This is a genomic window from Hymenobacter metallilatus, from assembly GCF_003944705.1.
GTDB classification, from domain to species: Bacteria; Bacteroidota; Bacteroidia; order Cytophagales; family Hymenobacteraceae; genus Hymenobacter; species Hymenobacter metallilatus.
Genome location: NZ_RWIS01000001.1, coordinates 710,850 through 735,107 on the forward strand (window position 1 = coordinate 710,850; position 24,258 = coordinate 735,107).

Sequence of the window (24,258 nt, forward strand, 5' to 3'; positions counted from 1 at the left end):
CACTCTCCCATCATTCATCATTCCCACCAGATATTCCCATGAAAAATATAGTACGCATAGCAGCCCTGGGCCTGCTGGCCGCCCCGCTACTGCTGGCTTCCTGCCAGAAGGAAGGCGACGACTACACGCTGGAAGGCGGCGTGCCGCAGTCTTCGTTTACATTCCAAGCCAATACGGTGGAGTTCCCGACGGTGGTAACCTTCACCAGCACCAGCACCGACGGCTTCATCAACCAGTGGAACTTCGGCGACAACTCCCTGGGCACCGGCACCACCGTAACGCACACGTACGCGCAGCCGGGCTCCTACCAGGTGGAGCTGATTACGGCCGGCCGGGGTGGTACGGGCATCTCCTCCAAGCAAACTATTGTTATTCCGGATGCCTGCGGCAACGCGGCCTTCAGCAAGCTGGTCGACTGCGCCGGCAGCGGCACCCGGGTGTGGGCCTTCTCCAATGCCCCAGGCGCCATTGTGCGCGAGTCGGCAACCGGAGCAGTGCTGTCTACCTCCACTACCTTGCCCGCCTGTCAGCTCGACGACCAGTTTGCCTTCACCAAGAGCTATAGCCTGAACTACGAAAGCGCCGGCCAGACCTACAAAAACGGCAGCTGCGGCACCTCGCTCACCAACAGCGGCGGCTTCGTATTCCGGCCCAACAGCAGCGGCAACCCCCAGATTGTGCTGAAAGGTAAAGGCGCTTTCATCGGCACGCCCGACTCGGTGGTGAACAAAACCTACGACATTCTGGAGGCTACCGATACCCGGCTGAAGCTGCGCGGCACCAACCCCGACGGTACCCGCACGGTACTCACGCTGGCCCCCTACGATGCCACGGCCCCCATCAAGCTGCTGCTCACGGGCGGCTCCTCGCGCACCTGGAAGCTCGATAACGCCGCCGACGCTCCTATTACCGTTGGCACCGAAGCCAACCCACTGGCGTACTTTGCCGGGGCGGCCGCTGGCACCCTCCCGGCCTGCCAGACGGATGATGACTACACCTTCACCACGGCCAACGTTTTCACCTACGACGCCAAGGCCGAAACCTTCTCGGCAGCAGCAGGCTACACCTGCTCAGCGCCGCTGTCGGGCACCTCGCCCTACGTGTTCGGGCCAGCCTCGGGTACGGGCCTGGCGCAGTTTACGCTCACCCGGGCCGGGGCCTTTATTGCCGCCACCGATGCCTCGCCCACCGAGCGGGTGTACCGCATTCTGAGTATCGATAACCAGAAGATGGTGCTGCGGGCCGGTAGCGGCCAGAACGGCGGAACGGTCTTCACCATTAAGATGGTTGTGAAGTAATCATAGCCACTCCCCTCGCGTGCCCATTTGGCCGGCCAGCGCACCCGCGCTGGCCGGCTTTGGCGGTGCCGGAGGGCCGGTTTTTGTTGTGTCGCAGCCCTTCTCTTGTAACTCCACCCATGAAAAATTCCTTTCTGTTCCGGCCCAGCGCCGCTTTCCTTACTGCGGGGCTGGCCGTGACTCTCGGCCTGCTTGCCTGCACCGAAACCAAAACCAAGAACATTCCGCAACCTACGCCTACGCCCACTACCCCGGTAGTAAACGAGGAGGCGCGCGACTACAACCAGTATACGGAGCTGATCTGGAGCGACGAGTTTTCGACGGGTGCCCTCGACCAGACCAAGTGGACCTATGAGCTGGGGGCCGGCGGCTGGGGTAACAATGAGTTGCAGACCTACACCAACGCCAACGACAATGTGTACATGAGCGGGGGCAACCTCGTCATTCAGGCCAAGCAAACCGGCAACAATGCCTACACCTCGGGCCGCCTTATCACGAAAGGCAAGCAAAGCTTTCAGTATGGCCGCATTGATGTGCGGGCCAAGCTGCCCAAGGGCAAGGGCGTGTGGCCGGCCATCTGGATGCTGGGGGCCGACATCGACCAGAACAACTGGCCTAAGTGCGGCGAAATTGACATTATGGAGTTGCGCGGCAGCCAGCCCCGGGAGTTTCTGAGCACCATGCACTTCGGCAACAGCACCGCCGACCACCGCTACAAAGGCACCACGAAAGCCATGGCAGTGGATCTATCTGCCGACTATCATACCTACTCCGTGGTTCGGAGCAAAGACCTGCTGCGCTTCTACGTGGATGGGGAAACGCAGCCTTACTATCAGTTTACGGGTAGTGATGCCAGCCCCTTCCCTTTCAACAACCCGTTCTTCGTTATCCTGAACGTAGCCGTGGGCGGCAACTTCGATGGCAACCCCGATGGCTCTACCACCTTTCCCCAGCAGATGCAGGTAGACTACGTGCGGTATTACCAATACAAATAAGCCAGCGCCATTGCTTCTGTGCGGGGGGTGGGACTATACCAAGCAGAAGCGTGGCATCTGCCCACCGGGGCACTGGCCCGGGCGGATGGCAGGCCTCAGTTGTGGTTTTCTGAGTACTGCCACCCCCGGAAATTTAGCGGAGCCTCCGGCCTGTAAGCACATTACCGGTTGCTCTTTTTACGAATTCCCACCTGGCTACCAGCGCCGGGCGGGCGCATACCGGAGCCGGTTCACCAGTTAGGGGGGTGGGCCGGCTTCGGTTTTTTTTGGGTGGGGCCGTAGTTCATGGCCCAGCGCGGTGGCGGCAGCCGCCGAATGGCCTTATCCAGGTAGAACTCCATCCGGCGGTTATCTGATTTCACTGTAAAAGGAGGCCGAAGTTCCCGGAAAAGGGGCGGACAGCTGTTCCGCGGGCAAATTGCTCTGCGGCAGGAAATAGCCTTTGCGCTATTCACCATAACAGCCGCCCTACTCCACTGCCAGCACCAGCCCCTTCAGGTACTCACCTTCGGGGTGGAAGAGGCTCACGGGATGGTCGGCGGGTTGGGTGAGGCGGTGCAGAATGCGGGCGGGCCGGCCGGCTTCAATGGCAGCAGCCAGCACGGCCCCCTCAAACAGCTCCGCCGATACTACTTGGGAGCAGCTAAAGGTAAAGAGCAGCCCCCCGGGCGCAATCTGCCGGATGCCGGCCGCGTTGAGACGCTTATAGCCCATCAGGGCGTTGTGGCGGGCCGAAAGGTGCTTGGCAAAAGCCGGCGGATCCAGCACGATGAGGTCGTACTGCTCCTGGCTGTTTTTCATGAAACTGAATACATCCTCGGCATAGGCAGCGTGCTTACTGGCCAGACCGGTAAGGGCAGCGTTACGCTCCGTGAGCTCAATAGCCCGCTTTGAGCTATCCACCGAATGCACCAGCTCGGCCCCGGCCTGCAGGGCATAGGAGCTGAATCCGCCGGTATAGCAGAAGGTATTAAGCACCCGGCGGCCCGGCGCGTAACGGGCCAGCAGGCTGCGGTTGTCGCGCTGGTCGATGAAAAAGCCTGTTTTCTGACCGGTTTCCCAGTCTACCGCAAAGGGATGACCGTTTTCCTGCACCACGTGCTCCTGCCCACTGCTTTGGCCAAACAGGTAACCGTTCTGGGCGCCGGGCGCTGCTTTGGCCGGCACGGTTTCCGCACTCTTATCGTAGATGGCGCGCAGCCCCGGAATTACCGTTTGCAGCGCCTCGGCAATGAGGGGGCGGGCTTTGTACATGCCTGCGCTATGGGCCTGCACCACGGCCGTATCACCGTATACATCAATGATGAGCCCGGGCAGACCGTCGCCCTCAGCATGGGTGAGGCGGTACACGTTGGTAGTGCCGGTGCCGGTAAGGCCCAGCCCCTGCCGCAGCTGGTAGGCATTGCGGATCCGGGCTTGCCAGAACGCGGCGTCGGGCTGCTGGGCTTCGGGACCGAAGCTGAGCATGCGCACGGCAATGGAGCCGGGGGCATAATGTCCTACCCCCAGCAGCTCGCCGTTGTGAGCAAACACCTGCACCACCTCTCCCTCTACTACCTCGCCCTGCATACGGCCAATGGCCCCGGAAAACACCCAAGGATGCAGGCGGCGTAGGGACTGGTCTTTCCCAGGTTTGAGGGTAACGGCGGCAAGTGACATAGCAACGGGCTGATGAAGTAGACCGCAAAGGTAGACCACGGATTTCTCGAATCAGCCGGATGCTCTGGATTTTGTGGTTAAGCCAACCCGTTGGTGGCAGAACGCCAAGGCGCTGCCGTATGATGCCCACACCAGAGGCAATCAGCGCATTTCCTTACTGAAATGGGTCGAGGTAAGCCACCAGCACTGCCAGGGCTGCCAGGCCCGCCAGAATGGCCCACACTGGCCCACCCCAGATCAACAACCCCAGCAGCGAAACCGGCAGCACCACCAGCCCCAGCACACCTAACACCGTGGTACCCAGCCCAACCTCCGTTGGCTGCCGGGGCCCGGCCGTACGGCGCACCGCCTGGGCGGCTGGTTTGCCGGGCCCTACCACCCCTTTGGTGCCCACCAGCGCCACTGCCCGCCGTAGCGGCCTTACCAGGCGACGACTGGTGTGGTTTGCTTTGCCAGAAGCCCGCCGCTTTACCTGCGCTGGCATCGGTTTTTCAACAGCAACACCCCCCAAACGAGCAGCAGAATCAGTAGCAACCAGGTGGCGGGGCGTTATATCTGTAGCAGGTCGAAACTGATAGGCCGACTGGCTACTGCGGCAGCTGGCGGCCAGCAGCCCAATTGTAACCACAGGCAACAAAAACCGCCACAAGCGGCGCATCAGGGGAGCAGAAACGGGCATGGGCAAAACCAATGTGGGGGCAAGATACACGGCTTGCCGGGGTGCTATACGCAGGTGGCCGCCTCCGCGCTGCCTGCTCAGTGGTTTCAGGGTAGCAGCAGCTGGCCCGGCCGCCCAAACCAGCGCCGGTAGATAGGCCGCCGCCAGGCAAACTGCGCCCACATGGCCGGCCACAGCAGCCTATCAAGCAACCCCGAGCCGGCCGTATATTCCAGGTCCTCCACAATGTAAGTACCACCCCCGGGGGCGGGCTGCAGCAGGTGCCGATGCCGCCAATGGCGCAAAGGCGGCGGTAATTGCCGGCCCTCATCCACGAAGTAGTAGGTACCATCGGGCGTAGTGCCGTGGTCGGTGATAAGGGAAATCCAGCGGTAGCGCAACGGGCCGGCGCCTAGCTCAATGTGCACCTCGTCGCCGCGGTGGCAACCGTCGAAGCGCAGGAGCCGGAATGGCGGAAACGGCGGAGCCAGGGCCAGAAACAGCTCCCGGGTAAAGCCCTGCCACACCTGGGCAGGCGGGGCGGCAACGTGCGTACGGAGGTAGAGGTGCATACCCAACTAAACCCCCACCGGCGGCCCAGGGTTTTGCCGGAGCTGCGGCCCGCTACTTGGGCATAAACCAGTGCAGGTAGCCGCAGTTGTCGCACTCGTAGCAGATGGCTACGGGGTCAGCCCAATCGGGCGTCAGCAGGCTCAGCTTGTTTATTTGCACCTCGCGGCGGTGAAAACTCTGGTGCTGGCAGATAACACAGTGTAGCGGATTGCCTTTTATTTCTACCCGTACGGGTTGTGAAGCGCTGAATAGTCCCATGCCAGATGCCGTGATTTTACTAGAATTGTGGTGGTGAGGTAGCTTCGCCGCTAAGGTGCGGTCCAGTAAATATGCAAGGATGGCGCTCCACCATTAAATCGGACGTTGCTTTCGTAAGCGTGAGGAACCCGCCCGGCTGCCCCTATGACTCTGCTAACATTTGACACCCTCCCCGGCCGCCAGCTTCATCACGCGGGCCAAACCTACCCGTTTTGTAGTGGCACCGGCTACCTGGGCATGGCCCACAACCCGGCTCTGCACACCTCGGAAGATATGGAACGGGTGGCGGCATTATGTGTGCAATTTGCGGAATATGAGCATCAGTAAATGTAGTCTGCCGACTATACTTACCACCCTGCTTAATTTTCGGCTATGTTCACTAATTTCCTCATTCCATTACTGCTACTTTTCACGGACAAAAGTTCACCTACACATACAGTAGCTACTAGTGAATCTGTTGATTATGCTCAAGTGCCGGATGATTTATTTATCGGTCAACGTCTGTTACTTGGCTCGATGAGTATGGCCGATATCAGGCGGCGGCACATCAAAACTATTCGCAAGAAAACGGTTGGTGAAGATTATACTGAGTGGAGCATTGAGCAATTTGATGAGCAGGGACACACCACTTACCGCCGCAACTGGCATCAGCGGCTACATCAGCCTGGCAGTGGATACAGCCAGTTTTTTGTTTGCAAATACGCTGCTGATGGCAAACTACTAGCCGTATCATCAGTGGCTGACAGCTTGCAGAATCGTGTTATTCGGCGCTATGCGTACCGCTACACAAACCGGGGCCGGCTCAAAACAGCTGGTAATTACCGCCTCACGTATTATCTAGACGGTTTATTATGCTCCGTAACGGATGGCAGTGGCACCGAGCGGTATTTTTACAATCCGCAGGGGCAGCTCATTCAGATCAAATTTGGCGTCGAGCCCGGAGTGCTTGTATGTGGCAATACGACGGATGAGTGGCAAGGCGAATACAACGCCGACCATCTACTTACCCGTGAAACGCATATCGGGTTTGAAGGTCATACGTATCAACTCACGTACAACGCAGCCGGGCAGCTCACGCGCCGCACTTCATCAGATCCAACCTGGACCTATGCGTGCACTTACACTTATCAGACTGGTTTAATTGCCCACACCACGGAAACCTACAGCGGCCGGGCATACGGGCAGGAAGTAACCCGCAATACTTCTTACGAATACGAACGGTACTGATCCAGCCGGATGCTGCCACGTTACCCCAGCAGCTCCTCAATATCCTCCCGCGTGAGGCTTTTGATAATAGCCTCGTCGGTGGTGATGAGGTCGGTGACGAGCTGGATTTTCTTGTTTTGCAGGGCCAGGATTTTCTCCTCCACAGTGCCGCGGGTAATAAATTTGTAGGTGAATACCGTCCGCTGCTGCCCAATGCGGTGGGCCCGGTCCACGGCCTGGGCCTCCACGGCGGGGTTCCACCAGGGGTCCAGAATAAACACGTAGTCGGCGGCGGTGAGGTTGAGGCCCACACCGCCCGCTTTCAGGCTGATGAGAAACACCCGCAGCTCCTCGGTTTCCTGGAAGCGGGCCACCTCCAGGTGCCGGTCCCGGGTGTTGCCGTCGAGGTAGGCATAGGTAATCTGCCGCTCATCCAGAGCCGCCCGCACAATATCCAGGTGTTTCACAAACTGGCTGAACACCAGCACCTTGTGCCCCTCCGATACCACGCTCTTTACCATGCGTATCACCTCCCGCAGCTTACCCGACTCGTGGGCATAGTCCTCGTGGGCCATGCGGGGATGGTTGGCAATCTGGCGGAGCTTGGTGAGGCCCTGCAGCAGCATAAACTGGGTGCTGGCCGTGCCATGCTCCTCCAGGCTCTGCAGAATCTTGTTGCGGTAGAAGCTCTTGGTTTCCTCGTAACAATGCTGCTGCTCCTCCGTCATGGGGCAGTAGCTGAGGTTCTCAATCTTCTCGGGTAGCTCCTTGGCCACCTGGGCCTTGTGCCGACGCAGAATGAACGGCTTGATGAGAGCGTGCAGGCGGCGGGTTTTGCCCTCGTCCTTGCCCTTCTCAATGGGCTTAAGGAACTCCTTGCGGAAAAATGCCTGAGTGCCCAGCAGTCCCGGGTTGATGAACGACATCTGCGACCAAAGGTCCATGGTGCTGTTTTCCACCGGCGTACCCGTCAGAATCAGGCGGTGGCGGGAGTGCAGCTGGCGCACTGCCTGTGAGGTAGTGGAGCCGGGGTTCTTGATGGCCTGCGACTCGTCCAGAATTACGTAGTCGAACTTGTAGGTTTTGAGCAGCTCCGTATCCAGGCGCACAATGCCGTAGCTGGTCAGCACCACGTCGTAGTCGGCAAACTGCGCCACGTTTTTGTCCCGGTAGGTGCCGGTATAGATGAGCAGGCGTAGCGTGGGCGTAAATTTGAAGGACTCCGCCATCCAGTTGTACACCAGCGAGGTAGGCATTACCAGCAACGAGGCGGCCCCTTTGGCCGCGCCGGTTTCTTTGCGGTGCAGCAGCATGGCCAGCGTCTGCACGCTCTTGCCCAAGCCCATATCGTCGGCCAGGCAGCCGCCAAACTGGTATTCCTGCACAAAGTGTAGCCAGTTGTAGCCCGCCTTTTGGTAGGGCCGCAGCTCACCCCGGAACGAAGCAGGCATGGGCCGGTCTTCCACGGTCTCAAACTCGCGCAGCTTTTCCAGTTTCCGCGACATCACCACGGTGGCCAGGTTGCCGTTCTGCAGGTCCGATACCAGGGCCAGATGGTGCTTGCGCAGGGTGAGGGTATGGTTGTGCTCCTCCGAGAAGGCAAACAGCTCCAGATACTGCGTAAACCACTCCTCCGGAATAATGGCAATCTGCCCGTTGGGCAGCCGGAACTCGTGGCGCTTGTTGAGAATGTACGAGCGGAGCTTGATAAAAGGAATTTCGAACTCCCCGAACCGCACCGTACCGTGCACATCAAACCAGTCGCTGGTTTCCGTAATGCCCACCTGCACCGTTACGGCCCCGATAAAGTAGTCTTTGCCCGAGTTGGCCCCTTGCTGCACGGTAAAGCCCAGGCGTACCAGCTCATCGGCGTGGTGGTGCAGCCAGCGGAAGGCAGTAGCTTTTTCCAGCACGGCCCGGCCATTACGCACTTCCAGAGCCCGGTCGGCCAGTTCGGCAATAATTTCCTGCTCCCGGTCGAGGTTGCGGATCAGGCGGTGGAAGATGTAAGTATCTGCCTGTTTTTCCAGCTTCACGCACACCCGCTTATCGTGGGTGGTGTGCACGGTATGGTCGCCGTAGCGGAAACTCAGGTCGAAGTGGATATGATCAGAGGGAGCCTCGGCCGTTGCCACCGCCCCACTGTGCGCACTACTGCGGCGGGCCACCGCAGCCCGGGCGGCCGGAGCAGTGGTTACCACCGTGGCGCGGGGCGCATCCGAAAACGTGAGCTGGGGCCGGGCCACATACCGCTCCGAGCGAATATCGAAGCCCCGGGCGTGCACATCGAACGACTCCACCAGGGGCGCCACGAAGCGCTGGAAGTAACTGTCCTCTACCTGCCGGGGAATTACAATGAACTTCTTGTTCAGGAACGGCTTGATTTTTTTGCCGTCCACGTCGTTGCGGAAGTTGTACAGCAGGTCGCCCAGTAGCATCCAGGCAGGCTGCTCACAGATGATTACCGCATTTTTATACTGAAAATCGAGCTTTTGCCCCTGGTATTGGATGGTGGGGAAATAGTGGGTACTCTCCTCGTTACGCCGGAAGTGGAATAGCACCGAGGCCGGCTCCGGCGTTACGCTGATTTCACGCCAGGTGGGCTCCCCGTCTTTGCCCATAATAAACACGCACTTGCCCTGCAGCCGCTCCAGAATCTGCCCCATACGGTCTTGCACGTACTGGCAAATGGCCTCCTGCAGGTTCTTATCGCCCTTATCGGCGTCGTAAATCTTCAGGAAGAAGTCGGCGGGGGTAGTTTTTTTCGGCCAGAACTCCTTGATAACGGCATCCTGCTGAATCTGGTCGGTAAGGGCAATCAGCTCAAAATCAACTTCATCCAAGCCATCAGCAAACTCCGGGGCGTTTTTGGCCGATACCGTTTGGTGCTGAAGCGTAAGCTGGCCCCGCTGGTTACGCTGTACCACATAGGACTCGAATAGATAGCCCAGATACTCGTGCTCGAGTAAGGAATAAACAATTTGAAATGGCTGTGAAGTAGAGACCTTCATGGTCGGTAACTAAAGTGCAGCGTTGAAATTAATATCAATTGCCAAATACTATATTTTATCCCAAAAAGTAAAATTTAATCCAAGAATAATTACATTATACAGATCAATATCCTGTATTTCATAGTCGGAATACCCTTTGCAGTCTACGAAGGTAACGTACTTATCTTTTCAGAGTTATACTTTCCAGCAAAGAAACAACCGCCTCACCTGCCTAAACAGGCAGACAGGGCGGTTGTTTCTTGTTTCTGGCAGTAAAATCAGGCTGGTGGCTGCCGCATGGGCACGCTATGCTGCCTCAGGCTGATGCCATCCAGACGAGTCGCCAACTCTATACCGACGGCCAGTGCCGCGGGGAGCAGCACGGATGCGTTGGGGGTGTGCTGCTCAGTTAATGTACTGGAACCTTACAGATTTTCGCGCAGGTCGAGGCTGGCCGCGTTCAGGGCAGGCCGGATGGATACGGCAATGGTAATGACCACAATGGCAATGCCCGTCAGAACAATATCCGAGAGCTGCATCTTCACGGGGTAGGAGTCGACCACGCTGGTAGCCATACCCATGCTCACAATATGGAAGGTTTGCTGCAGCCAGCAGATGCCTACTCCCAGCACCAACCCGGTTACGGCTCCCACCTGCGCTACAATAGCTCCCTCCAGCAGGAACACATTCCGAATAGTACGGGTGCTGGCACCCATAGCCATTAGCACGGCAATGTCCTTGCGTTTGTCAATCACCAGCATGGAGAGGGAGAAGAAGATATTGATGCTGGCAATGAGCAGAATGAAGGCGAAAGTGATGAACACAAACATCTTCTCTACTTTAATGGCTTTGAGCAAGGACACATGCTGCTCATCGGAGTCGAGCACTTTGAAGTTGGCACCCAGCTGCTTTTTCAGGGCGTCTTTCACGTCGCTGATGTCGCGGCCGGGCGTGGCTTTCACTTCCAGAGCCGTGCGCCGGTTGCCGTAGCGCAGCAGGTCCTGAGCAAACTGCAGCGGCACAAAAATGTAACTATCATCAATGTGCTGCTCAATAAGGAACACGCCCCCGGCCAGAATATTCTGCTCGTTGAACGCCGTTTCAGGATTCATCGACAGCGTTTTGCGGCCCGTGTTGCGCGGGTACAGCAGGTGCATGGGCGAGAACCGGTTGTCGAGGGTGATGCTGAGCTCGTGCTGCACGCCGGCTCCTACCAGGGCGTAATCCATTCCGTCGCGGTGCAGCTGGTGGCTGCCATCCACAATAGCCGAGTCGATGTTGCTCTGCAGGTGGTAGTTATCGGATACGCCCTTCATCTTCACCACCATCTGCCGGTCGCGGTACTGCAGCAGGGCGTTATCCTCAATAACCTCCGTTACCAGCCCTACGCCGGGGGTAGCGCGCAGCTTTACCAGCAGTGGGGCGCTCAGCTCAAACGACTTTCCTTTAACGGCGGTAATTACCAGGTCGGGGTCGGATTTGCCATAGAGGCTGCGTACCAGATCCTCCAGCCCGTTGAATACCGACAGCACAATAATCAGCGCCATCGTTCCCACGGCCACGCCTACCATGGAAATGTTGGAAATGATGCTGATAATGTTGCGCTTCTTCTTCGAGAGAAAATAACGCCGGGCAATGAGCAAAGGTACGTTCACGTGCGGGGCGCGGCGGCGAGGCTAGTTTAAGGGCGGTGAGTGAGGAAGAGGCAACCGGATAATCAGGAGCAAGATACGCCGGCGGGCGAAAAAGGTCTATTTCCAGGCTTTCACAATCAGGCCCGTGCCCGATTCGTGGGTGGTGTTGGCATCGAACCAGTTCAGAACAAGGCAGAACGGGAAGGTAACCAGGTAATACAGGGGTAGCAACAGGAAAAACAACTTCGATTTGCCCAGCAGCAGAATGGGGTACTTCATGCTCAGACGCCAGGAAATCTGGCCCGGCTCGCCGTAGCTGTAGCGGGCCTCAATGCGCTCAAACCCGGCAGTGCGCAGCTTCTGCTGAATCTCATGGATGTTGTACCCGTCGCGCACGTGCTCTTCAATAAAGCTGGTCTCATCGTCGGAGTGTACATCGGAGCCGCCCTGGTCGGAGGGGGTAGAAATCAGCAGCATACCGCCGTCCTTGAGGGAGGCATGAATGTTTTTGAATACCTCTACGTCTTCCAGAATGTGCTCCATCACATCCACCGACAGGGCCAGATCGAAGGAGTTAGGCTGCTGGTAGAGCACCAGGTCCTGCACGGCAAACTGGGCATTGGTACGCCCGATCTGCCGGAAGAAGCGGTTGGAATCGGCCACCTGCTCATCCTTTACATCCACGGCCAGAATCTGCCACTTGCGGCTCAGGCCCGAGAGCCAGTAGGTGTACTGCCCGTAGCCGGAGCCGGCATCCAGAATGGTTAAGGCGCTGTCGGTGCGGCCCTTCGACCACTGACGCAGCTCCCGGTGCACATGCCAAGTGCGCAGCAGCAGTAAATCGAGCAGATGATAAAACAGACGACGAAGCCAGGGCGTACGGTTGAATACTTCGCCGAGCGACTTTTTAATCGGGTCGTAGTACAAGGGAGAGTAACGGTGAAATTGTGAAGGGTGAAATTGTGAATGAAGCTGCTGCGAAAGGGCTTGCTGCCTTTTCACAACTTCACTTTTCACAATTTCACCGTTGGCTATTCTTCGTCGTCGGCGAAGAGGCGGGGGCGTTTGGGGGCGGAGGCAGCATTATCCGTTGGATCGGTGCCTTCGGCCGGAGCCGGGGGAATGTGCAGGTCGCCGAATACCTTGTCCATGTGGGCAGCATAAGCGGCCGAGTCGTCGAGGAAAAATACCAGCTCGGGCACAATGCGCAGCTGCTTGCCCACGCGCTTGGCCAGGGCCTGCCGGATGGCTTTGGCGTTGTCTTTTACCAGGGCTTCCTGCGCAGCGTTGGACCCGTTGCCTCCCACCGTCAGTACGCTCAGATACACGCGGGCCACGCCCAGATCGGGTGATACGCGCACCAGACTGATGCCCGGCGGTAAGCCGGGAAAGAGGTGGGGCAGGTCGCGCTGAAATACGGCGGCCAGATCCTGCTGGAGTAAGCTGGCCACCTTTTGTTGTCGTTTACTTTCCATAAGAAGAGGCAAAGATACCGTTTAGGCAGCATTAAGTGCACTGAGAAAAAGGAGGGTACCGAATCCGGGCCGGGGGTGGGTATAGCTGCCGGGTAGACGGGCGTGGTCTGGGGCACGCTGGCCCCTATCTTTGTTTTTCAGCTCACGCTTCACTGGCTTTCCACTTTGCTGCAATTCTTCAAAAGCTCTTTGCCCACCCGCCTGTTTGTGCTGCTGGTGCTGCTCCTGGCCCTGCGGCTGCCGTTGCTGTGGTGGGGCATTCCGCTGATGCCCGTGGAGCTGCGCAGCCTGCTGATTGGGGAGCGGCTACACGCCGGGGCCCTGCTCTACCGCGACGTGTACGACAGCACGGCCCCCTTGACCGCGGCACTGGCGGGCCTTGCGGAGCTGGTAGGCAGCCGCCCACTATGGCTGTACCGCCTGCTGGCGCTGGCTCTGTTCACTTTTCAGGCCCTGCGCTTCAACTTCGTGCTCAACCGGGCCGATGTACACCCCGAGCGGGGCTATGTAGGGGCGCTGGTGTACCTGCTGCTGGGCTCCGTTTCCACCGACCTGGATATTCTTTCACCCCTGCTGCTGGGCCATTCTTTTCTGATTGCGGCGTTCAGTGCCCTGCTCCCAACCTCCCGGGAAGGCTATGATAACCGCCGCCTGTTCCGGGCCGGATTTCTGATTGGGGTGGCGGCCCTGTGCTACCTGCCGCTGGCCCTGTTTCTGCTGCTGGGGTTGTTTGCCGTTATCATTTTCGCGGCCAACTCCTTCCGGAGCTTTCTGCTGCTGGTATGCGGCTTTCTGTTTCCCTACGCGGTAGTGGCTACCTTTTTCCTCTACACCGATTCGTTGCCGGGGTTTGCCCAGCTTCATCTGCGGCCCACACTCAGCGGGCTGGTAGCCGGGGCCGATGGGCTGCCGCTCTGGGTGCAGCTGCGGCTGCTGGCGCTGCCGGCAGCGCTGCTGCTGCTGGCCATTGGCCGCAGCTTCCTGATTCCGCCGAGCCTGGTATTCCAGGTGAAGTTTCAGCAACTTATGCTGGTGTGGCTGCTGGTGGCCGGGGCCATGGCAGCGGCCGGCAAGAGCCATGCCCCGGGTACTCTGGTACTGATTCTGCCCCCGCTCACCTACTTCAGCCTGTATCTGTGGCAGAAAACCCGCCGGGCCTGGGTACCCGAGCTGCTGCTGCTGGTACTGGTGGGAGCTGTGCTGGTAGTGCGCTACCGGGCGGCTCTGTTTCTGGACAGCGTGGTACCTATTCCGCTGGAAAGCCGCTACGCCGTCCAGTCCGATCCTCGCTATGCCTTTTTGCAGGACCAACGAATAGTGGTGCTGGGCGCCGATATGCGGCCCTACGCCCACAATCAGCTGGCTACTCCCTACCTCGACTGGCAGCTGGCTCAGCATGACTTCGGACACCTGAATGAGTATGACGCCATATTTCGGGTGGCCCACAATTTCCAGGCGGCTCCGCCCCGCTACCTCATCGACCAGCAAGGGCTGATGCCGGAGCTGCAATACAAAGTGCCCGCTATTTTCAGCCGCTACGAGCCCACCAACACCCCCGGCGTGTACCGGCTTAAATAGTGAGGTGGTGAACTGATGAGTTTGACGTTTGAACCGCGCAACTGGCGCAGGCAGAACCTCAAACTCATCAGTTCACCACCTCACTATTTAGCTAATGCTTACGCGCACTTTGGCGGTATACTCGCGCAGGGCGGTTTTGAAGTCGGTGCCGTGGTCCTGCATGTGGTTGAGGATGAAGATGGCCGCAAACACGTGGGTCAGCTGTTCGCCCTCATCCTCGCCTTCAACCTCAATGGCCAGGGGCTGTTCTTCCAGCAGAGCCTGCTCGGCGGCTACCAGGTTTTCCAGCGTCTGGGTTTCCACCAGGCGCTTGATTACGGGCATTTTCATGGCGGGGCAGGCTTAGTTCAGGCGCGAAATCAGGCTGGCTACGGCCTCTTCCTTGCTGGCAGCCACGGTATCTACCAGCTCCCCGTTGCGGAATACCGCGAAGAAGGGCAGGTTGGTTACGCTGGCCAGCTTGCGGGCCTCGGGGCTGGTTTCGGCGTTTACGTCCAGGAAGGTCATGCCTTCGTTCTGCTCGGCCAGGCGCTTAAACTTGGGCGAAAACAGGCGGCAGTTGCCGCACCAATCGGCGTAGTATTTCACCACTACTTTCTCATTGTCTTGCAGTAGCTGCTGAAAATCGGCGTCGGTGGCTTTCGTAACGGACATTCGGGGGGTATTTGGTGAAAAAAATCAAGCGTAGCAGAGAAGAATTATTCTCATCTGGCAGCAAAGGTAAAGGCCGGAACTGCCAAAAAAGTTTGCCGCCGCTAACTTTTCTCCTTGGCCCTGTACACTTTCGGGGAAGCGGAACTCTGGCCCTGGCAAACCGTTTAGCCTGTTCGCCCTTCCCTTTTCGGGCCTTTACTATGCGCACCATTCTCTTCTTCGGCGACTCGCTTACGGCCGGCTACCAGCTCCGGGCCAGCGAGGCGTTTCCGGCCCGGATTCAGGAAAAAATCGATGCCGCCGGCCTGGCCTATAAAGCCTACAACTACGGCGTAAGCGGCGAAACCACGGCCGGGGGCCGGCAGCGCATCAGCACCGTGCTGCCTCGCTTCGAGCAACTCGACGTGTTTGTGCTGGAGTTGGGGGCCAACGACGGCCTGCGGGGTATTCCGGTTCGCGAAACCACTCAGAACCTGCAGTTTATCCTGGATGCCGTGCGCCGCGCCCACCCCGCAGCCCGCATCGTGCTGGTAGGCCTGGAGTTTCCCTTTGATCTGGGGCCGCTGGCCACGTTGGGCGGCGGACGGCTGGGCCATTACGCCCAGGAGTTCAACGCCCTGTTTCGGCAGCTGGCGGAGAAAAACCAGGTCGATTTTGTGCCCTTTCTGCTGCACGGCGTGATGGGCCAGCGCCACCTCAACCTCCCCGATGGCGTGCACCCCAACGCCGAGGGCCAGAAGCTGCTGGCCGCCAACGTATGGCAGGTGCTGCGGCCGGTACTGGAGCGGCAGCCATAAAGCAGCTGGCCAACACCGGATTCCTGCTACTTTAGCCTCACGTTCCGCCACTTCTCTTCATTTGCTATGAACCGCCCATTTTACCGCCTCGGCGACTGGCGCCGCAACCTGTTTCTGCTCACGGCAGCCGCCAGCCTGGGCCTGGGCGCTTTGCCGGCCTGCTCCTCCAACGACAGCCGCCCCGACGTCGCGGATTCCTCCTGGGACAATGCCACCGCCGACTCCTACAGCCAGGGCGTTATCACCGAAATGACGGAGACGCAGCCGGGCCAGTGGAAAATTACGGCCGAGCGGCCAGCTGGTAAGGAGGAAGTAGCCGCTATTCTGCGCCACTTCGACGGCAAGGTGGACACGCTGCAGGGCCAGGCCTTGCAGCAGCAGATGCAGGACTACACCCGTCGTAACCCCGAAAACCGGGTAGGCGGCACCAGCATGATGGATGTGCTGATGTGGAGCGGCATTGGCTACATGGCTGGCCGCTGGCTGACGCCCAACACCGGCTACTACGCTTCGCCCGGCATTTTCCAGCGCAACAACGGCTGGCGGCAAACCATTGCCCGGGAGCGGGACAACGAGGGCCGAGGCTTTTTCGGGCGGGGTTTCAGCGGAAGCCGCAGCAGTGGCAACGCGGGCATCAGCGCCAGTCCCACCGTGCGGCGCACCGTGTCGCGCGGCACGTTCCGTAGCTCGGCACCCCGCAGCAGCCGTAGCAGCGGTTTCGGGAGCCGGGGCGGCTCCCGGGGCTTTGGCGGGTAAGCGCCTGGCTACCCAAGCGTTCAGGGCCGAAAAGATGAGTGGGCTGAACCCACTCGCTGGCAGCACGCTTGGTGCTCCACCCCATTCCGCCGAAGCCTGCGGGAATTTTCAATCAGCGTTGAGCAGCCGGGGGCCCGCAATCCGGCCCCCGGCTGCTCAACACCCAACCCCCTACCGTATGATTCGTTTGCTGCCGCTGCCGGGCAACGTGGAGCCGGCCATCCGCCAGCTGGGCTGGGAGTGGGCTGTGGAAGATGCCTGCGCGGCCTACCTGGCCCCCGAGGCCGTGGTAGTGCCCGAACCTGAGGCTAATACGCTGCTGCAGGCCGCCGATACGCTTTATGCTATGCTGGTGCAGGCCATACCCGACCCCATTCCCGACGATTTCCTGCGCCAGCTGGGTATCCCCGCGAATCTCTGGGAAGCCGTACGCCATAGCTGGAACGACGAGCGGCACTGGCACCTCTACGGCCGCTTCGACCTGGCCCAGACGCCCGACGGCCCCAAGCTGGTGGAGTTTAATGCCGATACGGCCACCAGTATTCCTGAAACGGCCGTGGTGCAGTGGGCCAGCTTGATGGCCGCCGGCCGCCCCGCCGAGGAGCGACAGGCTAACGGCCTGTTCGAGGGCCTGGAGGCCCAGCTCGGCCGCTGGCGGGAGCTCAACCCCGACCTGGCACCTCACCTGCTGCTGGTACACCTGCCCGATAGTGCCGAGGACGAAACCAACTGCGCCGTGGTGGCCGAGGCCGCCCGCGCGGCCGGGTTCAGCACCGCCCACAGTTGCCCCGTTGATGCCATGCACGTAGCCGTAGCGGGTGAGGACCGGGGCGTGTGGGCCGAGGTGGCCCCGGACCAGTGGCAGCGCTTCGATTTTCTGTTTAAGCTGGTGCCATGGGAGCTGCTGGCCGATGAGGAGCCCGCCCTCACCGCCGACTTAACTCACCTGCTACTCACCCGCGACCTGGTTATTGCCAACCCGGCCTACACGTTGCTGTTCCAGAGCAAAGCCCTGCTGGCCCGCCTCTGGGACGTGTTTCCGCACCACCCGCTGCTAGCGGAAGCCAGCCTGCACGACCTGCCGGGCCACCACGTGCGCAAGCCCCTGTTCGGGCGCGAAGGCCAGAACCTGACCGAGCTGGACGGTACCCTCACCCGCCAGGAGCAGCCCGGTGACTTTGCTGACCAACCCCAGGTGCGCCAGCGCTGGCTTGATTTCCCAACTGACGAGCAGGGCCGCCGCTACCAGGCGGGCGTATTCTGGGCCGGCGAGGCCTGCGCCCTTAGCTTCCGCCGGGACGTGGGCATTATCACCAATCTCTCGGAGTTCGTCCCGCACATTCTCACTGAGTAGCTTTTGAGACTAGAGCTATAAACTAATTCCCCTCCTTGGAAAGGAGGGGCTAGGGGTGATTGATGACCGTTGAACGTAAACTAGAAATTAGCTCTAGCAACCGTTCTAATGCAGGGTCAACCACCCCTAGCCCCTCCTTTCCAAGGAGGGGAACTAGTTTGTAGCGCTAGCTTACTACTTGGCGTTGTACATCCGCTCGTAGTACTCGGTGGCCATGCGGTGCGACTCAAACTCGGGCTCCACCTCGCGCATGCCGGTTTTCACCAGCTCCAGGAACTTCTCGGGCTGGCCGTAGTACAGAGGCACGATTTCGTTTTCGAGCACGTCGAGCACGTTGGTGGCCTCGATGTTATCCTTCACCTCATCGGGCTGATTGATGTCGGTGTGCGCAATGATGAAGCCGTTTTCGCCGTGGCGCACGAACTCCGGAATCCAGCCGTCGGCGATGCTCAGGCTGGCCGAGGCATTCATGGCGGCCGTCATGCCCGAGGTACCCGAGGCCTCGCGGGGGTAGCGGGGCGTGTTCAGCCAGATATCGGAACCCTTCTTCAGGGCCGCCGACAAGGCCAGCTCGTAGCCCGTGAGCACGGCGCAGTTCTTCAGGTTCTTGGTCTTCTCGATAATGCTGTTGAACAGGCCCACCGCCCCGAAATCCTTGGGGTAGGGCTTACCGGCCCAGATGACCTGCACCGGACGCTCCTGGTTGTTTACAATATCCAGGAACCGCTCAAAGTGACGCAGAATCAGGTCGGCGCGCTTGTAGCCGGCAAAGCGGCGGGCCCACACCACGGTCAGCACCTCCGGGTCGAGCAGCGTGCCGGTCTGGTCGGCCACAATGTCGAACAGCTGCTTTTTCAGCTCCCGCTTGCGGGCTTTCAGGGCCACGTCGTCGCCGGCTTCCAGGGCTTCGTGCAGGGCTTTGTCGCGCCAGTAGGTGCCGTTCTGGGAGTTGGTAATGGCAATGATGGGGCAGATGCCCGCGTTGGTGCCCCACATGTCGTTGGCCACTTCGCCGTGCACCTTGCTCACGCCGTTGCTGATGCGCGAGAAGCGCAGGGCCGTGAGCGTGTAGTTCAGGCGCTCCTGCTCCACCAGGCCCAGGCGGCGCACTTCCTCCAGCGGCACATTGCCGAAGAACGACATATCGTGCAGCAGCTTGATGGGGTGCTCCTCGTTGCCGGCCAGCTCGGGCGTGTGGGTGGTGAACACCAGGCGCTTCTTCACCTCCTCCAGGTTGCGGCCGTGCTTGTCGTAGAGGTAGAAGGCCAGGGGCAGGCCGTGGCCCTCGTTGAGGTGATATACCTCCGTGTGGCGGCCCAGCAAATCGAGCAGCTTACCACCGCCCACGCCCAACAGAATGCTCTGGGCCACCCGGGCGGCCGTATCGGCGTCGTAGAGGTGGTGGGAGATGGTGCGGGAGAGGTAGTCGTTTTCGGGAATGTCCGTCGTCAGGAAGAACATGGGGGCCGTCCCGAACGTGTCGGGGGCCAGATACAGGGCCTTCACCAGCACCTGCGCGTTGTGGATGGTAATGGGGAACACCAGGCCGGTATCCTGCAGGAAGCTGTAGTGCTTGAGGCGGAAATCGGCGCGCATGCTCTGGTCCTCGTTGCGGCCCTGGTCGTAGTAGCCGAACGACCACAGGATGCTGATGCCTACCAGGTTCTGCTTGAGCTCATACACGGAGCGCATGTGGGAGCCGGCCAAAAAGCCCAGGCCACCGGAGTAGGTTTTCAGGGCCTGATCCAGGGCAAATTCCATGGAAAAATACGCGGCCGGGGTGCTGAACTCGGGGGCGGGCGTGTAGGTATTAAACTCGAATGCCATAGGAGCAGAATGTGTGCGGTGAGTGTGAGCGGACGGGGAGCCCCAGACGTCAGCTCACCCGTTGAAAACCCAAAAAAAGCGGAAAAGAATGGACCAAGCGGATTGCATTCAAATAAGAATGCCAAAATGTTAACGAGCCACTAGTAAAAGGCAAACAAGCATCATTTGCCGGTTCATCCGTTTTGCCTGCACAAGGGCCACTCTTTCTGGCTGGAAATTGTACTTCTGACAGAAAGACACAACCTCTACATAGCTAACTATTTGATAATAATTCCTTAATATACACTGCCCTTTTCACCGCTTGAAGGCCAGGTACCTTTGTTGAAAGGGTTTCTCAGTCCTTTTCTCATTCCACAACCACACTCTTTCCTATGCGCTACCCCCTGCGCTGGCTCACAGCCTCCCTGCTGAGCCTCTCTGTTCTGTCCTGTGCCAAACAGGATAATCTTCCTTCTCCTGCTGCTGTTACCCCCGCCACCGCCGCCGCCGATGTAAGCAGCGCCGGTTTCCCGGAAGGCTTCGAAACCGGCACCAAAACCGCCTACACCACCGGCTCCGTCACGCTTGGCTCGGGCTCCTGGACGCTCAACGACGCGCTGCTCGGCAATACCACCGCCGACCCCAAAACCGGGGCGCAGTCGGTGCGGATACGCAACACTGGCTCCCTCACCATGAACTTCAACGCTACCACCGGCGCGGGCGTGGTTACGGTGCAGCACGCCGTGTACGGCACCGACGGCAGCTCCCAGTGGGAGCTGTGGGTTAGCCAGAACAGCGGCAGCAGCTACGCCAAAGTAGGCAGCACCATCACCAGCAGCAGCAGTACCCTCAGCACGGCCTCCTTCACGGTAAACCTGAGCGGCAACATTCGTCTGCAGATTCGCAAGACTTCCGGCGGTACCAACCGCATTAACCTCGATAACGTGACGATGGAGCAGTACGGGGGCGGTACCACGCCGCCGCCCACCGGCACGGGCAAGAAATTCCTGTTCGATGGCTCGCACGGAGAGCTGGCCGGCAACGCCGACTGGGTGCTGGACGTGAACAGCGGCGTAGCCTCGCGCTACCCCTCGCCCGACCAGAGCGGCATCACCGCCTCTACTGCCGAAACGTACTGGACCGGCGCCATTTCGGCCTGGGGCGTGGCCCTGGTGAAGCTGGGCCACACGGTGGAGCAGCTGCCGGCCGGCGCGGCCATCAGCTACGGCAACAGCAGCAACCCCCAGGACCTGAGCAACTACAGCGTGTTTGTGGTGGATGAGCCCAACACAGTGTTTACCGCGGCCGAGAAAACGGCTATCCTGCAGTACGTGCAGAACGGCGGTGGCCTGTTCATGATTACCGACCACACCATTTCGGACCGCAACAACGACGGCTGGGACTCGCCCGAAATCTGGAACGACCTGATGCAGAACAACTCTGTGAAGACCAACCCCTTCGGTTTCGCGGTGAATATGGATAACATCGTGGAGAACAGCACCAATGCCCTGGCCTCCACCACCAACCCCATCATGAACGGCTCCCAGGGCCGGGTGTCGCAGCTCTCCTTCCACAACGGCGCTACCATGACGCTCAACCCCACCGCCAACAGCACGGTACAAGGCCTGGTGTGGCGCACTTCGGCCGCCCAGGGCAACAGCCTGGCCATGGCCGCCAGCAGCACCTTCGGCACGGGCCGCGTGGTTATTATCGGCGACTCCTCGCCGGCCGATGACGGCACCGGCTCGCCCGGTAACACCGTGTACGACGGCTGGAACGAAAACGTGAGCCACGCCCGCCTGCACCTGAACGCCTCGCTGTGGCTGGCTAAGCTGTAGAAACAAGCTAGTCTGCTCTCCGAATATCCCTTTTAGCCCCGCTACCTGCCCTGCAGGTGGTGGGGCTTTTTTGGGCCCGCACCGGCCGGCGGTTGCCGGGGCTGCAGCTACTGGCCACGGTGCCGCCCCAGGGCCGCGCTGCAACGGCATTATCCGGCCTTCGGCACCACTTCAGTGAAAATCCATCAATTCACCACCGAAAACCCGTCAATACATCATCATTTCCGGGGCCCGCAGCAGTAGCATGGCAGGGGTGGGGGTGCGTACCTTGGCAGTTCCATAATTCGTTTCCACCCCGCCTATGCGCTCCTTCCGATTTTTGCCCCTGCTGGCCGGCTCCTGGCTGGCCGCCGCTACCCCCGCCGCCGCCGCCCCGGCCGTAACCTTCACCGAGCTGGCCGCCCCGGCCGCCAAAACCGCTCCCATCCAGCGCATCGACCCCACTTTCTGGTGGGTGGGCATGAAAAACCCCAAGCTGCAGCTGTTGGTCCATGGGCCCGGCATTGCCAGCAGCACCGCCACCCTGAAAGACTACGAGGGCGTGACTCTGGACGGCGTGCAGAAGCTGGAAAGCCCCAACTACCTGGTGCTCAACCTCACCATCAGCCCCTCGGCCAAGCCGGGCAAGCTGCAGCTGGAGTTTAAGGGCAGCAAGAAAACCACCTTCGCCTACGAGCTGCGCCAGCGCACCACCCCCGGCGACAAGCAGAAGGTGCAGGGCCTGACCCAGCAGGATTTCATCTACTTCCTGATGCCCGACCGGTTCTCGAACGGGGACCCCAAGAACGATTACATTGCCGGTATGCGCGCCCCCAAAGCGGCCCGCGACTCCATGTACAGCCGCCACGGCGGCGACCTGAAAGGCCTGGAAAACCACTTCGACTACCTGAAGGAGCTGGGTGCCACGGCCGTGTGGATGACGCCGGTGGTGGAAAACGACATGCCCAAGGCCAGCTACCACGGCTACGCCCTCACCGACTACTACAACACCGACCGGCGCTACGGCACCCTGGAGGAGTACCGGCAGTTTGTGGACCGGGCCCACGCCGCCGGCCTGAAAGTGGTGCATGACGTGGTGCTCAACCACATGGGCTCGAAGAACTACCTGTTCCTCGACCAGCCCGCCAAGGACTGGTTTAACCAGTGGCCCAACTTCACGCGCAGCAATTATAACTCGCAGGCCCTCAACGACCCGTACCGCGCCGACCTCGACAGCCGCCTCTACAACCAGGGCTGGTTCGACACGACCATGCCCGACGTGAACCAGCGCAACCCCCTGGTGGCTACCTACCTGATTCAGAACTTCCTGTGGTGGGTGGAGTACACCGGCCTCGACGCTTACCGCATCGACACCTACCCGTACTCCGACCCCAAGTTTCTGATGCAGTGGGGCCAGGCCCTGAACGACGAGTTTCCCAACCTGTTCAAGTTTGGCGAGGCCTGGGTGGGCAGCACGGCCCAGCAGGCGTTCTTCGCCCGCAACATCTTCCAGCCGGTGGATGGCTTTAAGTCGAACCTGGAGTCGGTGTTTGACTTCCAGTCGACGTTTGCTTTGCACGACGCCATCAAGGGCGACCAGCCGAATATGGGCAAGCTCTACGACGCCCTGCAGGGCGACTGGATGTACGAGGATGCCACCCGTAACGTAACCTTCCTCGACAACCACGACATGAGCCGCTTCTACTCGGTGATTGGCGAGGACTTCGGCAAGTACAAGCTGGGTATTACCTGGCTGCTCACCTCGCGCGGCATTCCGCAGCTGTACTACGGCACCGAGGTGCTGATGAAGAATTTTTCTAATCCCGATGGGAAGGTGAGGGAAGACTTTCCGGGCGGCTTTGCCGGCGACAAAACCAACTACTTCACGGCTGCCGGCCGCACCGGCCAGGCCGGCGAGGCCTTCAACTACGTGAGCAAGCTGGCCCAGTACCGCAAGGCCCACCCGGTGCTGGCTACCGGCAAGCTCATGCAGTTTATCCCGCAGGATGGGGTGTACGCCTACTTCCGCTACAACGACCAGGGCCAGGCCGTGATGGTGCTGCTCAACGGCAATAAGGACGAGAAAACCGTGGACGGGGCCCGCTTTGCGGAGCGCACTGGCGGCTTCACGGGCGGCACCGAAATCATGACCGGCGCGGCGCTGGCTGACCTGAAAACCTTCAAAATTCCCGGCCGCACGGCTTGGGTGGTGGAGCTGCGGAAATAGGTATATTTCGTTCGGGTGTTTTTAGCCCGCAGAGGGCGCAGTGTTTTTCGCAGAGGACGCAGATGCACGAGAACGATATATCCTTTCTGATTCGCAAATCAGCCTTTGCCATTCATTCGGCCCTGGGGCCGGGGCTGTTGGAATCGGTGTATGAGACGTTGCTGTGCCACGAGCTACGCAAGGCTGGTCTGGATATAAAAACCCAGGTAGCTCTGCCGGTGCTGTATGATGGCCTTCACTGGAAAATGGTTTCCGAATGGATATGCTGGTAGAAAATAAGGTAGTGGTAGAGCTTAAATCCGTGGAAGTGCTGCTGGAAGTACATCACATGCAACTACTGACCTACCTCAAACTTTCCAGGCACAGATTAGGCCTACTCATTAATTTTAATGTTCCGCTTATCAAAGCCGGCATCTTTCGAAAAGTAAACGGGTTGTAAGAACACTGCGTCCTCTGCGAAAAACGCTGCGCCCTCTGCGGGCTAAAAACACCCGAACGAAGACAGAACGAAAACCCTAAACGC

General features: G+C 59.7%; 21 protein-coding genes and 1 pseudogene. 11 read left to right on the forward strand and 11 right to left on the reverse strand.

From position 1 onward, the window contains the following. The first annotated feature begins 38 nt into the window (after positions 1–38). Both EI290_RS02845 and EI290_RS02850 read left to right on the forward strand, forming a co-directional pair. Complete coding sequence (locus EI290_RS02845) at positions 39–1,298, forward strand: PKD domain-containing protein (RefSeq protein ID WP_185816820.1); 1,260 nt, start codon at positions 39–41, stop codon at positions 1,296–1,298. Between the two features lie 119 nt (positions 1,299–1,417). Next, the gene (locus tag EI290_RS02850) at positions 1,418–2,293 is read left to right on the forward strand and encodes a glycoside hydrolase family 16 protein (protein ID WP_125426508.1); all 876 of its coding nucleotides are present in this window, start codon (positions 1,418–1,420) and stop codon (positions 2,291–2,293) included. Between the two features lie 468 nt (positions 2,294–2,761). Here EI290_RS02850 and EI290_RS02855 read toward each other — a convergent pair whose 3' ends face one another. The 4 genes from EI290_RS02855 to EI290_RS02870 form a co-directional block, all read right to left on the reverse strand. After that, positions 2,762–3,952: a class I SAM-dependent rRNA methyltransferase gene (locus EI290_RS02855; protein ID WP_125426510.1), complete on the reverse strand. Its 1,191-nt coding sequence runs from the start codon at positions 3,950–3,952 to the stop codon at positions 2,762–2,764. A 154-nt stretch (positions 3,953–4,106) separates the two neighbouring features. Beyond that, complete coding sequence (locus tag EI290_RS22335; protein WP_185816821.1) at positions 4,107–4,631, reverse strand: hypothetical protein; 525 nt, start codon at positions 4,629–4,631, stop codon at positions 4,107–4,109. Positions 4,632–4,717: 86 nt separating this feature from the next. Then, positions 4,718–5,182 carry an SRPBCC family protein gene (locus tag EI290_RS02865; protein WP_125426512.1) on the reverse strand — a complete coding sequence of 155 codons (465 nt, stop codon included), beginning with the start codon at positions 5,180–5,182 and terminating at the stop codon, positions 4,718–4,720. Between the two features lie 52 nt (positions 5,183–5,234). Next, positions 5,235–5,441 carry a hypothetical protein gene (locus EI290_RS02870; protein ID WP_125426514.1) on the reverse strand — a complete coding sequence of 69 codons (207 nt, stop codon included), beginning with the start codon at positions 5,439–5,441 and terminating at the stop codon, positions 5,235–5,237. Between the two features lie 144 nt (positions 5,442–5,585). Between EI290_RS02870 and EI290_RS02875 the strand changes: the two genes are divergently transcribed. Beyond that, positions 5,586–5,768: a hypothetical protein gene (locus EI290_RS02875; RefSeq protein WP_125426516.1), complete on the forward strand. Its 183-nt coding sequence runs from the start codon at positions 5,586–5,588 to the stop codon at positions 5,766–5,768. Positions 5,769–5,813: 45 nt separating this feature from the next. Beyond that, positions 5,814–6,668 carry a hypothetical protein gene (locus EI290_RS02880; protein WP_125426518.1) on the forward strand — a complete coding sequence of 285 codons (855 nt, stop codon included), beginning with the start codon at positions 5,814–5,816 and terminating at the stop codon, positions 6,666–6,668. A gap of 20 nt (positions 6,669–6,688) precedes the next feature. On the opposite strand, the gene EI290_RS02885 is transcribed toward EI290_RS02880, so the two are convergent. From EI290_RS02885 to EI290_RS02900, 4 genes are all read right to left on the reverse strand, one after another. Further along, positions 6,689–9,658, reverse strand: coding sequence for a DEAD/DEAH box helicase (locus EI290_RS02885; RefSeq protein WP_125426520.1), 2,970 nt, complete (start codon positions 9,656–9,658; stop codon positions 6,689–6,691). Between the two features lie 404 nt (positions 9,659–10,062). Then, on the reverse strand, positions 10,063–11,292 hold the full coding sequence (locus tag EI290_RS02890; protein WP_125426522.1) for an FtsX-like permease family protein: 1,230 nt from the start codon (positions 11,290–11,292) through the stop codon (positions 10,063–10,065). 96 nt (positions 11,293–11,388) lie between these two features. Continuing rightward, positions 11,389–12,198: a class I SAM-dependent methyltransferase gene (locus EI290_RS02895; protein ID WP_125426524.1), complete on the reverse strand. Its 810-nt coding sequence runs from the start codon at positions 12,196–12,198 to the stop codon at positions 11,389–11,391. A gap of 104 nt (positions 12,199–12,302) precedes the next feature. Continuing rightward, entirely contained in the window at positions 12,303–12,746 is a 444-nt protein-coding gene (locus tag EI290_RS02900) for a ribosome-binding factor A (protein ID WP_125426526.1), read from the reverse strand. Positions 12,747–12,935: 189 nt separating this feature from the next. Between EI290_RS02900 and EI290_RS02905 the strand changes: the two genes are divergently transcribed. Continuing rightward, positions 12,936–14,324 (forward strand): hypothetical protein, encoded by a 1,389-nt coding sequence (locus EI290_RS02905; protein ID WP_148103616.1) that lies wholly within the window; start codon positions 12,936–12,938, stop codon positions 14,322–14,324. Positions 14,325–14,411: 87 nt separating this feature from the next. On the opposite strand, the gene EI290_RS02910 is transcribed toward EI290_RS02905, so the two are convergent. Both EI290_RS02910 and EI290_RS02915 read right to left on the reverse strand, forming a co-directional pair. Further along, positions 14,412–14,654 (reverse strand): DUF6952 family protein, encoded by a 243-nt coding sequence (locus tag EI290_RS02910; protein ID WP_125426530.1) that lies wholly within the window; start codon positions 14,652–14,654, stop codon positions 14,412–14,414. 12 nt (positions 14,655–14,666) lie between these two features. After that, a complete protein-coding gene (locus EI290_RS02915; protein ID WP_125426532.1) occupies positions 14,667–14,978 on the reverse strand; it encodes a thioredoxin family protein in 312 nt (103 codons plus the stop codon). Between the two features lie 200 nt (positions 14,979–15,178). Between EI290_RS02915 and EI290_RS02920 the strand changes: the two genes are divergently transcribed. The 3 genes from EI290_RS02920 (at position 15,179) to EI290_RS02930 (ending at position 17,885) form a co-directional block, all read left to right on the forward strand. After that, entirely contained in the window at positions 15,179–15,775 is a 597-nt protein-coding gene (locus EI290_RS02920) for an arylesterase (protein ID WP_125426534.1), read from the forward strand. Between the two features lie 66 nt (positions 15,776–15,841). Further along, positions 15,842–16,531, forward strand: coding sequence for a hypothetical protein (locus tag EI290_RS02925; RefSeq protein ID WP_125426536.1), 690 nt, complete (start codon positions 15,842–15,844; stop codon positions 16,529–16,531). Positions 16,532–16,709: 178 nt separating this feature from the next. Next, a complete protein-coding gene (locus tag EI290_RS02930; RefSeq protein ID WP_125426538.1) occupies positions 16,710–17,885 on the forward strand; it encodes a glutathionylspermidine synthase family protein in 1,176 nt (391 codons plus the stop codon). Between the two features lie 174 nt (positions 17,886–18,059). Here EI290_RS02930 and glgP read toward each other — a convergent pair whose 3' ends face one another. Continuing rightward, positions 18,060–19,712 (reverse strand): alpha-glucan family phosphorylase, encoded by a 1,653-nt coding sequence (gene glgP / locus EI290_RS02935; protein ID WP_125426540.1) that lies wholly within the window; start codon positions 19,710–19,712, stop codon positions 18,060–18,062. Positions 19,713–20,083: 371 nt separating this feature from the next. Between glgP and EI290_RS02940 the strand changes: the two genes are divergently transcribed. From EI290_RS02940 to EI290_RS02950, 3 genes and pseudogenes are all read left to right on the forward strand, one after another. After that, positions 20,084–21,529, forward strand: a complete 1,446-nt coding sequence (locus EI290_RS02940; RefSeq protein WP_125426542.1) for a hydrolase — start codon at positions 20,084–20,086, stop codon at positions 21,527–21,529. 301 nt (positions 21,530–21,830) lie between these two features. Then, entirely contained in the window at positions 21,831–23,735 is a 1,905-nt protein-coding gene (locus tag EI290_RS02945) for an alpha-amylase family glycosyl hydrolase (RefSeq protein ID WP_125426544.1), read from the forward strand. Positions 23,736–23,797: 62 nt separating this feature from the next. Then, positions 23,798–24,174: pseudogene (locus EI290_RS02950) on the forward strand (GxxExxY protein). Positions 24,175–24,258 lie beyond the last annotated feature (84 nt).